The sequence below is a fragment of the Aureivirga marina genome, assembly GCF_015767265.1.
GTDB classification, from domain to species: domain Bacteria; phylum Bacteroidota; class Bacteroidia; order Flavobacteriales; family Flavobacteriaceae; genus Aureivirga; species Aureivirga marina.
In genome coordinates this window covers 586,259-599,579 of record NZ_JADPIB010000001.1, presented here as the reverse complement: position 1 = coordinate 599,579, position 13,321 = coordinate 586,259, and the positions used below count along the sequence as shown (strand labels likewise).

14 protein-coding genes are annotated in these 13,321 nt (G+C 28.4%); 7 read left to right on the top strand and 7 right to left on the bottom strand.

The features are described from left to right. Nucleotides 1-38: 38 nt before the first annotated feature. Nucleotides 39-1,118 carry a diphosphomevalonate/mevalonate 3,5-bisphosphate decarboxylase family protein gene (locus I1A51_RS02735; protein ID WP_196890901.1) on the bottom strand — a complete coding sequence of 360 codons (1,080 nt, stop codon included), beginning with the start codon at nt 1,116-1,118 and terminating at the stop codon, nt 39-41. A 72-nt stretch (nt 1,119-1,190) separates the two neighbouring features. Between I1A51_RS02735 and I1A51_RS17680 the strand changes: the two genes are divergently transcribed. Together I1A51_RS17680 and I1A51_RS17675 are read left to right on the top strand one after the other, a co-directional pair. After that, the gene (locus I1A51_RS17680; RefSeq protein WP_262895803.1) at nt 1,191-1,319 is read left to right on the top strand and encodes a hypothetical protein; all 129 of its coding nucleotides are present in this window, start codon (nt 1,191-1,193) and stop codon (nt 1,317-1,319) included. Between the two features lie 381 nt (nt 1,320-1,700). After that, nucleotides 1,701-1,835, top strand: coding sequence for a hypothetical protein (locus tag I1A51_RS17675; protein WP_262895802.1), 135 nt, complete (start codon nt 1,701-1,703; stop codon nt 1,833-1,835). A gap of 6 nt (nt 1,836-1,841) precedes the next feature. Here I1A51_RS17675 and I1A51_RS02730 read toward each other — a convergent pair whose 3' ends face one another. Further along, nucleotides 1,842-2,555: a class I SAM-dependent methyltransferase gene (locus tag I1A51_RS02730; RefSeq protein ID WP_196890899.1), complete on the bottom strand. Its 714-nt coding sequence runs from the start codon at nt 2,553-2,555 to the stop codon at nt 1,842-1,844. Nucleotides 2,556-2,717: 162 nt separating this feature from the next. Here I1A51_RS02730 and prmA point away from each other — a divergent pair, with 162 nt between their 5' ends. The 4 genes from prmA to I1A51_RS02710 all read left to right on the top strand — a co-directional run bounded on the left by prmA (nt 2,718) and on the right by I1A51_RS02710 (nt 4,952). Continuing rightward, a complete protein-coding gene (gene prmA, locus I1A51_RS02725; protein WP_196890897.1) occupies nt 2,718-3,551 on the top strand; it encodes a 50S ribosomal protein L11 methyltransferase in 834 nt (277 codons plus the stop codon). A 33-nt stretch (nt 3,552-3,584) separates the two neighbouring features. Beyond that, nucleotides 3,585-3,860: an ATP-dependent Clp protease adaptor ClpS gene (locus I1A51_RS02720; RefSeq protein ID WP_196890895.1), complete on the top strand. Its 276-nt coding sequence runs from the start codon at nt 3,585-3,587 to the stop codon at nt 3,858-3,860. An 80-nt stretch (nt 3,861-3,940) separates the two neighbouring features. Continuing rightward, complete coding sequence (locus tag I1A51_RS02715) at nt 3,941-4,216, top strand: hypothetical protein (protein WP_196890893.1); 276 nt, start codon at nt 3,941-3,943, stop codon at nt 4,214-4,216. 154 nt (nt 4,217-4,370) lie between these two features. After that, a complete protein-coding gene (locus I1A51_RS02710; protein ID WP_196890891.1) occupies nt 4,371-4,952 on the top strand; it encodes a hypothetical protein in 582 nt (193 codons plus the stop codon). On the opposite strand, the gene I1A51_RS02705 is transcribed toward I1A51_RS02710, so the two are convergent. From I1A51_RS02705 to I1A51_RS02685, 5 genes are all read right to left on the bottom strand, one after another. Then, nucleotides 4,953-6,059, bottom strand: coding sequence for a nucleotidyltransferase family protein (locus I1A51_RS02705; RefSeq protein WP_196890889.1), 1,107 nt, complete (start codon nt 6,057-6,059; stop codon nt 4,953-4,955). After that, nucleotides 6,049-7,176, bottom strand: a complete 1,128-nt coding sequence (locus I1A51_RS02700; RefSeq protein WP_196890887.1) for a phosphoenolpyruvate carboxykinase (ATP) — start codon at nt 7,174-7,176, stop codon at nt 6,049-6,051. The genes I1A51_RS02705 and I1A51_RS02700 overlap by 11 nt, the downstream gene beginning before the upstream one ends. An 81-nt stretch (nt 7,177-7,257) precedes the next feature. Then, entirely contained in the window at nt 7,258-7,437 is a 180-nt protein-coding gene (locus I1A51_RS02695) for a hypothetical protein (protein WP_196891407.1), read from the bottom strand. 7 nt (nt 7,438-7,444) lie between these two features. Next, entirely contained in the window at nt 7,445-10,522 is a 3,078-nt protein-coding gene (locus I1A51_RS02690; RefSeq protein ID WP_196890885.1) for a T9SS type A sorting domain-containing protein, read from the bottom strand. Nucleotides 10,523-10,845: 323 nt separating this feature from the next. After that, on the bottom strand, nt 10,846-11,277 hold the full coding sequence (locus tag I1A51_RS02685; RefSeq protein ID WP_196890883.1) for a DUF4293 domain-containing protein: 432 nt from the start codon (nt 11,275-11,277) through the stop codon (nt 10,846-10,848). A gap of 218 nt (nt 11,278-11,495) precedes the next feature. Here I1A51_RS02685 and rho point away from each other — a divergent pair, with 218 nt between their 5' ends. Then, nucleotides 11,496-13,160: a transcription termination factor Rho gene (gene rho, locus I1A51_RS02680; protein ID WP_196890881.1), complete on the top strand. Its 1,665-nt coding sequence runs from the start codon at nt 11,496-11,498 to the stop codon at nt 13,158-13,160. The last annotated feature ends 161 nt before the right edge of the window (nt 13,161-13,321 follow it).

Here is a 13,321-nt window from a genome sequence, read left to right as displayed (position 1 = left end):
GAGTGTAAAAGCTCCGATTTTTTGATATTTATAATGAATTATTTTCTTTCTGATCCGTTTCCAATAAAATCATGAATATATTGTTCCTTTTCACAAAATGCTGCTAATTCATTTTGAATAAAAGATTTGATAGTTTCTTCTTCTGATTTTGGATATAAAACATGCACATTTGCTCCAGCATCTAAAGTGAAACAAATTGCTGAATCTGTTTCATTTCTATATTTCCAAATTCTATTAATAATCTCTAAAGTATTTGGTTTCATTAAAATAAAACTTGGTGTACTTGTCAACATCATCGCATGTAAAGCCAAAGCTTCTTCTTCTACCAATTTTATAAATGATTTTACATCTCCATTTTGTAAAATTTCAGAGATTTTAGCTAAGTTTTCATTTGCTTGTTGGAATCTTCTTTCTGCATAAGGATGATCAATCATTAAATTATGACCAACCGTACTACTTACTTGTTTTTGTCCTTTATCAACTAAAAGAATTGTGTCGCAATATTCTTTAAAATTATCATGAACTTCGAATGGGAAAGGAATTCCATATAGATTTGAACTTTCTGGAATTGCATCACTTTCTCCCCAAACTACTAATTTTCCTTTGATACTTCTAGAAGCACTTCCTGAACCTAATCTTGCTAAAAAAGATGCTTTTTTATAAAAATAATCTTCTGAAATTTTAGGATAAATTTCTTTTTCCAATTGCATAACACATAAAGCTAAAGCTCCCATTCCACTTGCAGAAGAAGCAATTCCACTACTATGAGGAAATGTGTTTTCACTTTTGATAATGAATTTATAAGCTTTTAAATAAGGACAAAATTCTTCTATTCTTTTGAAAAAACTTTCGATTTTTGGTTTAAAACTCTCTTTTATTTTTTCTTCAAAATAAAATTCAAACTCAAAATTATCTGAAAATGTGCCTTTTTTCTGAAATTCTAAAGTAGTAATCGTAGCACAATTATGAAGTGTAAAACTAATCGAAGGATTTTTTGGAATTTGCACACCTTCTTTTCCCCAATATTTCACTAAAGCAATATTACTAGGTGTTCTCCAAGTTACATTTCCTTTGTCAACTTCGACTTTATCAATAGAGTTTGGTTTAAATTCCGTCATATCTTAAGTTTTGTGCAAATATATTAAAGATAAACTTCACTACCTTTGTAAAGAATTTTAAAAATTTGAAAAATGTCAATCAAAAATTTAATTCAAAAACAAAAAGAGATAAATACACCAAAGAAAAAGCGTGTGAATATTGAAGCAAAAGTGAATGCAAATAGAGTAGAGAAGAAGGAAAATAAAAAACAAGAAAAATAATTTTTTCATTTTTAGGGCGAAACCATTTTTCTTCGTTTCCTAAAAACTCAGAAAAAGGTTGGGCTTTCCATTTCTAGTTTTCTTCTTTCAAAAAAGTTTTTCTAAAAAATACGTGGGCTTCTAAAGTCGCCTCCGTTTTCAAAGAAAAAACTAATTTTTGTAAAAAAGAAAAGCTATCCACTACAATCCCTTTCGCGAAATTAAGTTTGAAAGTGTTTATCGAAATTTAATCGACCTATTTTTTTATCAAAATTCGAAGATTTTCATTTTCTTTCATAATGAGTGTAGTGTTTTAATTACGTTAAGAAATTCTGAATCCTTGTAGGAATTTTAGTAATTAAAATACGGTTTTTTGACCCTGTTGTCAAAAAAACACCTTTTATGAAAGTGTCCTTTTTTGGTTCGTTTTTTGGACAAGCAAAAAATGAACAAGAACATGAATTGAATAAGATTACAAAATTCTCTGTATTATTGGAAATTGTATTAGAATTTGATAACTCTATTTTCAAGAAATAAACTTAATTAATCTTCCAAAACAGTTAATCTTGCCAAATAATCATAATGTTCTCCTTCTTCGATTAATTCACAAAGAAATCCGTTGTAGTTTGCACAGTTTTGAAAAGTATTAAAGTCAACATAAAGCCAATCAAAATCATTAGATTTTTCACCTTTATATTCCATAGAAAAAACAACTTCCCCATAATAATCTTGAGAAGCATCAATCCAATATTCACCATTTTCATCTTCAAACATGTAAATAATATCAGAAGAATCGATTAAAATTTGTCCGTTTGGTTTTAAAAGAGATTTTAAATGTTTTAGAAAAGCATCCAGTTTGTTTAGTTTTCCACAAATTCCAGTTCCATTCATCAAAATCAAAATTGTATCGAACTTTTCACCAGAATATTCCCAAATATTTTCAACAGAAGCATTTTGAATTCCACGAAGTTTACAAACTTCAATTGCTCCTTCTGAAATATCGATTGCAGTAACATTTTTTCCTTTATTTTGAAGATAAAGTGCATGACTTCCTGCGCCACAGCCAACATCTAAAATTTTTCCTTTACACAAATCCAATGCTTTTTGTTCGATAGAAGGCATTTCCTTATAATTTCTAAAAAGATAATTAACAGGAATTTCATCTTCGCCAGCAAGAGAAGAATGTGTAATGATATTTTGTGGTTCGTTATTGCTTTGAAAATCTAAAACTGCTTTTCCGAAAGGATCTTTTGACATAAAACTAGGATTAAAAATGCGAATTTACGAAATAGTAATTTCAATAAAAACACTAATATTGCAAAGTCTTTTATAACATATATTTAATAGAAAGAAATTTGTAAAAAGGCTAATTTAAACCGAACAAAATATCACATGTAAAGTGATATAAAACATAGACCGATGAACGAAATTTATATCGAATACGATTTTAAAGTAAATCCTGTAATTCCTGGAAATGAAATTTTAATTGCTGAACTTGGAATGGTAGGTTTTGAGAGTTTTGTAGAAAACGAAGAAGGATTCAAAGCATATATTCAGAAAAAAGAGTGGAATGAAAATATTATGGAAGAAATTTCCATTTTAAATTCAGAAATGTTTACGATTTCTTATGAAGTAAAAGAAATTGAGCAAGTAAATTGGAATGAAGAATGGGAAAAGAATTTTGAGCCAATTCAAGTTGCAGATTTAGTAAGTGTTCGTGCGCCTTTTCATGAAAATCCGAATTTGAAATATGATATTGTAATTGAACCAAAAATGAGTTTTGGAACAGGACATCATGAAACTACGAATTTGATGATTCAACAATTGATCGATTTAGAATTAGAGAACAAAAAAGTTTTAGACATGGGATGTGGAACTGGAATTTTAGCAATTTTTGCCGAAATGAAAGGAGCACAACCAATTGATGCAATTGATATTGATAATTGGTGTTATGAGAATTCTTTGGAAAATGTTGAGAGAAATAATTGTAAACATATTTCTGTTTATGAAGGAGAAGCTTCACTTTTAGAAGGAAAATCATATGATGTTATAATTGCAAATATCAATAGAAATATTCTTTTAAATGATATTAAAACTTATGAGAAATGTTTGAATGAAGGAGGAATTTTATTGTTAAGTGGATTCTATACAGAAGATATTCCAATGATGGATGAAAAAGCGTCAAATTTAGGTATGAAACTTGATAGAACTTTAGAGTTAAATAATTGGGTTTCTTTAAAGTATAAAAAATAATTTCGTAAATTTGCAACGTAAAAAACGAAAAGAATGAGTACTATAGAAAAGACACAAGAGGATGTTGCTGTTTTAGAACAAGTAGTAAAAGAACATGAGATTGTATTATTTAATGATGATGTCAATACTTTTGATCATGTGATAGAATCTCTTGTAAGTGTTTGTGAACATACTTGGGAACAAGCAGAACAATGTGCTATGTTAGTACATTATAAAGGTAAATGTACTGTGAAAACAGGAGAATATAAAGATTTAGAGCCGCGTTGTTCTAGATTATTAAGCTTAGGATTATCTGCTGAGCTTGTATAAAATTAAACGCAACTTCATAATTTATATAACCTTTGTGATTGAATTCGCAAAGGTTTTTTAATTTTGTCAAAATTTAAATCATGGAAACACTTTTATTATACTACGGATTTAGCGACTTTTTCAAAGATGCATCAAATACATTTTCTGGTGAGATTTCATATGTACGATTTGGAGAGAATCATTTTTTGATTTTTGAAAGAAATGAAGAGACGTATAAATTATATTATGCAAGTTATCCTCAATCTAAATTTGTTGGGAAAAAAGCTCCAGATGAAACAAAATTGTTAGTTTCTCCATTTATTAAAGCAGAAAAAGAGCATAGAGAATATTTACAAAATATTTTAGATGTAGCTTAAAAATAGTTTCTTTTTTTATAAAATTAAGCCAAATTTTAACATATAATCTCTTGATTTTTAACAAATTATTCGACTTTGTTAGTTGAAGTAATCAATTATATATAATATCTTTATGATTAGATAGTTATTAGTTAAATTTTAAAAGTCGGTGATTATGAAAAGAATGATGATGTTTGTGATTGGCTTTTGCTTAACGCTTGTTTCATGTGATAAAAAGGATGTTTTTAGACCACATGACTTTGTTGGAAAACCAACGGGAGAAGAAACGTTACGATTGCACAATAGTTCATTACCAACATATCCAACAAACTTGGAATTTGAATTGGTAGATTATACAATAAATAATCAAACAAAAGATACTTTAATTGCAACTTACAAAGTGAAAGGTCTTTTAGCGCAAACTCTTGACGCTTGGGGAGAAACGATGGAAAAAGGAGGGGAGATTTTAATTACTTTAGATAATACAGATTTTATTACACCAAAAGTTTTAATCGGAAATGCTTTAAAATATCCTTATGATGATAATCCATTACCAGATTATACTTTTTATGGAGAAACTTCTAATTCTTCAGGGAAAAATGTTTTTGATTTTTACAAAACAAATGAAGGAGCTGAGAATAGATTTTCAATAAAAGATAAAACAATCGTTATGCATTTAGATCATATTGATTGGATTAGAGAAACGGATTACTTTGGTGATAAAGGCGTTTTATATGTAAATTTAAAGTTTGAATAATTATAATTTCTTGCCGGCTTTTTTTATTGCAATTACTTTCTTTTTTCTCCAACTTTTACTTCTTAATTTTTGAAATAATTGTACTCTAAGTATAGGACGAGAAATATGTAAATAACTTTTTTTAATTATTCTTGCAGAAATTTCTATATTGTTTTTGAGAAGTGTCAATTTACGAGAATTTAAAAATAAGAAGCATCTATATTGGTAAAATTTAGATGCTATATTTTTTTGAAATATAATCGATTTATGATTTGAAAAAACCTTTTTAGAAATTGCTAAATAAGCATTTAAGTAATTGAAAATTTCAGGATATTTTTGAATTGCTTTTAGCGAATTTACTTTATTAGAAAGCAACAATAAATCATACATATTTCGTAAGATGATTTTTCCGCTATAATATCCATAATCATTTAATTGTAAAGAAACTGCATTTAAAACCAATTGATGTTCATCTGATGGAACATAAAGTTTTGTTCCTCTAAAATTTATTTCTTTTAAAGTGTTTTTTATAGAATTATAATTGAAAAAAGAAGCATGTTTTTCTTCTAACATTTCTTTGTGAATTTCTACCGCAGCAATTTCTACGTCATTTACTAACCTCGGTAAATGTCTATGATTTTCAGGTTGAAAATTGTCTTTTCCTTCAAAAAAATGCTGATAATCATTTTCAAATAATAGATTTTCAGCTTGTTGAATTTGCTCTTTAGGAATTAATAAATCGATATCTCCAACCATTCTTTCACCAATATCGAAATACAAATGATCTAAAAGATGAGAAGTTCCTTTTGTAAAAATTGGAGTTATATTTTCTTTGTTTAAAATTCTAGTGATGTTTTCAATTTGATTTAAAATTGCTTCGTTTCTTTCTTTATTTAATTCAAAAATATGTTCCATATATGCAACTAATTCAACTGGAATATATTCCAAAAAACCAGCTTTTTTCAATTGTATATACATGGCAGGGAAAACAAAATGTGCCGTACTAACTTTTACCACTGAATCCCAATCAATATTATGAATTAGCGTATGAATTTTAGAAACACTTTTCTCATCTGAAGAAAGTGTCAAACATAAAGCTACAAATTCAAGTGTTTCATTATATTTCATCTGAAAAAAGTTGTTTTACAGTTTGAATCATAGCGTTATTGTCAGAATATTTTAATTCGTAACAAGGAATTTTTGAAAACCAATTTAGAAACATATTTGCATTTTCTTTTGATGGAAAAAGCCAAGTTTCTGGAATTACTTTTTGAAAAGTTTCTAATTTAGAAATTTCCTTTAGAGAAACAGAAGTTTCTTCTTTTTGATATTTTACAAAAACAAAAGCTTTGCAAGGAAAATTTTGTTTTACTGTTTTTTTAGGTGTTAAATATCGAACTAATTTTTTTTGTGTAAGATTATAAGAAGTTGCAGTGTTTAATTCAGGATAAAAATCCTTTAGAATTTCCACACTTTTTTCTTTAATTGAAATTCCAACAGGAAAATTATATACATGTTGATTTTCTCTTAAAACAGGAACAAAATCATCTGAAATAGTTAAAAATCCATGATGCATTAATAATGCAGAAAGTGTGCTTTTTCCGCTTCCAGAATTACCCATAAATAAAATAGCTTTTTTAGCATCACTAATTGCAGAAGCATGAAAAATTCCCATCCAATCTTTTTCTTCTTTTTGATATGCTTTTGAAATTAATAACATGGATAACTTTCCTTGAAAAAAATGAAAATCTTCCAACTTCCAAGCATCCATAAAAATGTTATTTTCTAAAAGAATGATATAACTATTTTGAGAAAAGATGGTTAGTTTTTCATCTATTTTTTCTTGTTTTTCAACTTCTAAGTGCGCTAATTTTGGATGTACATAAAATGTTACTTTTTCTGATTGAAATTGAATGAGAAAGTAAATTCCGTTGATTTTATAATATTTTTCACTAAAAAAAGAAGTAGGAGTTTCAAATTTAAAATCAATATTTTCTTGTTTTTTTTTAGAAACTGAAATTAAATTTTGAACAGCATTTAGAATTTCTTTTGCATCAGAATTCGAAAGTTTCATGTTATTTGAAATCCATTCAATGACTTTTTTAGAGTTGTTGAATTTCTGAATTTTTGAAATTATTTCAAAGACAAACTTTTCTACAACCATATAATTATTTGATTTTTCTAGCCAAATAACTTTTTTATTTTCCAGATTAATGGAAACAATATTTTCAATCGAATTTTTCAATAAAAATAGAATTTAAACCTTTGTAAAATTAAAAATCCTCCAGAAAATTTCTAGAGGATTTATTGAATTTATTTTAAGAAATTATTCCCATCCTGGATCAATTTCACTTGTTGCTTGTGCTTTTTTTGGACTTAAAAGAATTGTTGTACCAATTGCAGTTAAGGCAGCATATTTTCCGAAATCACCAATTTTTTTAATTGCTTCTTTTCTTGAAATTTCGTCGTGTGCTGTTGTTTTTTTCTTTGCTTTAGACATGTTCATTCGGTGTTTAGTTTAAGAATAATTTTACTGTTTTCTTAGTATTTTCATTTTCTACTTTTACGATATAAATGTTTTTAGATAAAGTAGATGGTAAAGCGATAATCTCTCCTTGATTAATCGTTTTTTCAAATACTTTTTTACCTAAAATATCAAAAATAGCTACAGAAGTTTCTTTTGAAATAGCTCCATTAATATGTAAATTTTGATTAGCAGCAAAAACAGAAATTGAGTTTTTTACTAAATCATTTACATCTAAAGTAGAATTCATTACATGAATATAGAATCTTCCTAAAGAATCTTCTTCAGAATACATTGTCGTAGTGTATGAAGTTCCATTTAATTCATGAAAAGTTCCAGTAGTTTTATCTTCTAAATACACGATTTTTCCTTCTTCTAAATTAGAAATTGTAGCATTAATTGAAATAGAAGTATTAATATTTGCATAAATTCCAACAGGAATGATTACATTTTCATTAGAATTTTCTAAAGCTTGTAGCGCAAAATTATTTCCAGCATTTTCTTCTACTAATTGTGTGAAAATTGCTAAAGAAGGAGTTACATCATCAAAAGTTCTTGCATCATATCCAGCATCAAATCCGTTTGTAGTATTATTAAAGAATTTGATTAAAGTAGACTTCGTTTTATCTTCAGAATTTAAAAGTAATTTGATTGAAGAATTTGAGCTATTTCTTTGGAAAGTTGCATCATTATCATGAGTTTTTACAGCATTATTAAAGTTTGCCGTTCCATTTCCATTCACTTTTACGAAGAAAGCTTGTCCCATTGCAACTGTCGTTTGAGAAGAAGCATTATTTAAAATATCATATTCTCCATTTGTAGCATTCCAAACGTAAAGTGCTTCATAACCTCCTTCAAAAATTCCGTTATTAGCATTGATAAATGGTACAACAGAAATTGCAGAAGTAAAAGGGTTTCCAATTAAATTCCAGTTATTTAAAGAACCAGAATTAACTAAAATAGAAGCATTAGAAACAGGAGTTCCTTCATAAACGATTGAACCATTTGAATCTAATAAAATTTCATATCCTTTAGCGATTGTCATTGTTTCTGTTGAAGATAAACCAGTATCTGTATAATGATTCCATCTTTCATTGATTGCACCAGCATTATTATTATATGGCGCTAAACCAAATTTATTTCCATTTGTAGCAATTGGAGTAGACCCATAAACCATTGCTTCAATATTTAAATCTGTAATTGGAGCAGAAATTAAATGCCAGTTTCCACCAGATATATGTCTTTCATAAGAGATTTTTCCTTCTCCAGAAATAGTTCCATTAATAATTAATGAAGCACTATTTGTAGTATCAGAATTTAAGATAATTTTCTTTCCAGTTTGAATTTCAATATTATTACAAGTAAATGCATCTGTATTTGAAATTGTAGGATTATTTGTTGCTGAAGAAGAAATTACCACATCGTCAGTTGCTGTAGGAACAGCATTAGAATCCCAGTTAGAAGCTGTATTCCAATTGCTATCCGTAGTTCCATTCCAAGTAACAGTATTTCCATCTAATGTAGACACAGAAATAACATCTGATTTTTCTGAAGTATTTCCACCACCACAATTAGTTACAGCTTTTACATAATATTGATAATTTGTTCCAGGATTTAAAGAAGAAACATCATAAGAAGTTACATTTCCAACGTTTAATTCGTTATGAATCATTTCTACATTTTTTTGAGCAACTTTAATTTCATCAATATAGAATCTTCTACCACCAGATTGGTGACTTTTGAACTGAATTTTACTATTTGCAGTTCCTCCAGAAATAGTTACTTCATAAGTATCCCAAGAACTTGTAACATCAACAATTTCTGCTTGCGAAAAACTAGAACCGTCAGTAGCATGATAAACACCTAAATTTAATTCATCATTATCATAAGCTCGTGCATCAAAAATAACTGTGAAAATTCCACCATTTTCAGAACAATCTATTGTAGGTGTAGTAATATATCCTTGATCAGAACTAGAACCAACTCTAAGTCCTTTTCCACTACTTCCTCCATTTATAGTATAAACTTTAGTGTTTTTAGACCAATTTGATGGAAATGGAGAAACTCCATTAGGAAAACTTTCAGTTAGTAAAGTATTATCAGAATTAACTTTATTTACAGTTAAAGTATAATAATCAACATTTGCAACAGCATCCCAATTTGCTTTAAATCCAGTAGTTGTAATATTTGAAGCAGCGCTTGTATTTGGTTTTGTTAAGTCAACACAAGTTACAGAACCATTTAAAGTGATAAATTTTTCATCAATATCATTTGAGTTGATGGAAATAGTTTCTGCGTTATAAGTGTTTTGAGTTAATCCAGCTTTTAATCTAGTATAAACAGTTACAGTATTTCCATTAATATCTGCTAATGGAATTGTGATAGCATTTGTAAAACTTACACCAGAAGTTAAAGAAACTTCATAATTTGTTGGAGCAGTAACCATAACATCTTCTGTTAAGTTAGCACCATTTAATGTGAAAAATTGTTCAGAAGATGGACCATTACTTTCAAGATATGTAAATCCAGATAATTCAGTTGTACTTTCAATTACATTTGGAGCTGAAGCGCTATATGGAGTCCAAGTTAAATTGTCAATTAAGGCACGTTTTCCACTTGAAAGATTTTTTATTTCTATAGAAATTTCTCCTTCTACATTAACAATTTGTGTAAAAGTATTTGTGTTAGAAGCATCTGTAACAGAAATATCACTTCCAACTTGATTACCATTGATAAAAACTTGTAAAGTAGAATTTCCAGAATAAATTCTTTTATAATCAAAACTTAAAGTTCCGCAACCACCAGCAATTGTAGGATTATGAGATAAAACTCCTGTAGTTCCTCGAAGCATTAGTGCTTTTCCATCATCTATACTTTGGTCTACTCTTGAATTTACAGCATTCCAAGTAATAGTTGTTCCATTTACATTTCTATCCCATGATCTTGTAGCATAACCAGAGCTACCACCAACATCTTCAAACTCTTCTAAAACATGTTGAGAAAATCCTTGGAAACAGGATAAAAATAGAAAGGAGATTAATAGTAAATAATGTAATTTTTGTTTCATATTACTTTTGTTAATTATGTTTCTAAACTAAATATTGTCATTTTGCAAATATTATTTATATAACACGAAAAAATCCATATTCGTATGTTAATTTATCATTAAGAAATCGAATATAGTTTCCATAAATAATTTAATAATAGTATTTTATAAAAATGTGAAAGTTAAAATAGTATTACTTTTTAAATATTTTCAGTTTATGCAATTTGCTTTTTGAAGAAGCAACAATTTTTTAACAAAAAAAGGAAAAATAATAGAAATAAAAAAATCCATCCTTAAAAAGAATGGATTTATATTGCACTAAATATACACTAAGATGTCTGGTATTATCTTATTCTATCTACAGATTTTACAAGATCTTCGTCCTTTTTAATGGCCTTATTAGCCAAAACAAGCAGAATAATTGTCACTAAAGGAATCGCAGATCCAATACCCTTCTCAGAAATTTCAATTTCTCCGGATAAGTTTAGTAAATAGTAACTAAGAATACCTAATATAATAAGGTTTAAAATCATGTTAAGTCTTCCTAACATGAATTGTTTTAGTCTTTGTTTAAAATTTAAAATGCTAATGATTGATAATAAGCTGCTTAAAATAAAAAATACGCCTAAAATTAATTGAAGTGTATTTCCGCTCTTAAATCCATCATAAGCCATATAAGAAACATCAGCACTTTTCCAAAGAGGTAGAAAAATTACCAAAACTCCAGAAGCCAATGTAGCTAACAATAAGTATAAAGATTGTATTCTTTGTATCATATTATCTATATATCGCTCCGCAAATGTACATTTTTCTTTTTTAAGATTTTAATTTTATCCTAAAAAAAAATATTATATATTTGTACAATCTTCTTTTTGAAATATATTTATTTCAAAAATCATTCAAAACTGTTACAAAAACAATTCGCTTAATAAAACAAGAGATTCTTTGATAATAAAAAAAGAATTAACTATTAATTAATTTACCCAATTACACAATGTTTGAAATTTCACAGCTCAAGGCTAAAACCCTTGTAGAATTACAAGAGATTGCCAAAACACTTGGGGTAGCTAAATTCCGACAATTAAAAAAATTAGATTTAGTATACCAAATACTTGACTTTCAGGCTTCGAATCCTGGGTCTTCAAAAGACAAGCCTTCTGAAGAAAAAGAGAAAACTCCAAGAAAAAGAACAACAAGAAAAAAAGAAACTGAAGAAGTAACAGAAAAAAAAGCTTCTACTACAAAAGTTTCAAAGAAAAGCACAGAAACATCAGAATCAAATACAAAAGAAACAAAAGAAACAAAAGTTTCTTCAGAATCTGCTAGTGCTCCGAGAAAAAGAGTAAGAATCAATCGTTCGTCTGAAAGTTCTGAAGCAAATTCAGAAACAAAAAAATCAACAAATTCAAACAAAGACAATAATTCGGGTTCTGAATCAGGTGATTACCAAAAGAAAAAAATGACAAGACCGAGAATTCAAAAAGACTCTTCTTCACAATCAAACAACAAAAAGACAAGTAAATATAGAGATCCTGACTTTGAGTTTGATGGAATTATTGAAAGTGAAGGAGTACTTGAAATTATGCCAGATGGATATGGTTTCTTAAGATCTTCTGATTATAATTATTTATCTTCTCCAGATGATATTTACGTTTCTCAATCTCAAATTAAATTATTTGGAATTAAAACAGGAGATACAGTAAAAGGAATTGTGAGACCTCCAAAAGAAGGGGAAAAATATTTTCCTCTAATTCGTATCATGCAAATCAATGGATTAAATCCAAATGTAGTTCGTGATCGTGTTTCTTTTGAGCATTTAACTCCACTTTTCCCAGAAGAAAAATTTAGATTAGCAGAAAAAAGTAGTACAGCTTCTTCAAGAATTATCGATATGTTCTCTCCAATCGGAAAAGGACAAAGAGGTATGATTGTAGCACAACCAAAAACTGGTAAAACAATGCTACTTAAAGATGTTGCTAATTCAATCGCTGCAAACCACCCAGAAGTTTATCAAATTATTTTATTAATTGATGAACGTCCAGAGGAGGTTACAGATATGCAAAGAAGTGTACAAGGTGAAGTTGTTGCTTCTACTTTCGATGAGCCTGCTGAAAAGCACGTTCGTGTTGCAAATATCGTTTTAGAAAAGGCAAAACGTTTAGTAGAATGTGGACATGATGTTGTAATCTTATTAGATTCCATCACTCGTCTTGCAAGAGCTTATAATACTGTTGCACCTGCTTCTGGAAAAATCCTTTCTGGAGGTATTGATGCAAATGCACTTCACAAACCAAAACGTTTCTTCGGAGCTGCAAGAAATATCGAAAACGGTGGTTCTCTTACAATCATCGCTACTGCACTTACTGAAACTGGTTCTAAAATGGATGAAGTTATCTTCGAAGAATTCAAAGGAACTGGAAACATGGAGCTGCAATTAGAAAGAAATATTGCAAACAGAAGAATCTACCCAGCAATCGATTTAGTAAAATCAAGTACGCGTCGTGACGATTTATTATTGGATCCGAAAACAGTGCAAAGAATGTGGGTATTACGTCGTTATTTAGCAGATATGAACCCAATTGAAGCAATGGAATTCATGAGCGACAAGATAAAATATACAAATTCAAACGAAGAGTTTTTGATTTCAATGAATCGCTAATTTTTCTTGAAAATAAAATAAAAACCCAATTATCTTTTTTAGTTGGGTTTTTTGTTTTTTTATTTGGAGCTTCCCTTAAAAGGTCAGGCTTTCCACTACAAGTTTTATTTCCTAAAAAAAGAATTTCTAAACAATCCGTGGGCTTCCGTTGGTTGCCTCCG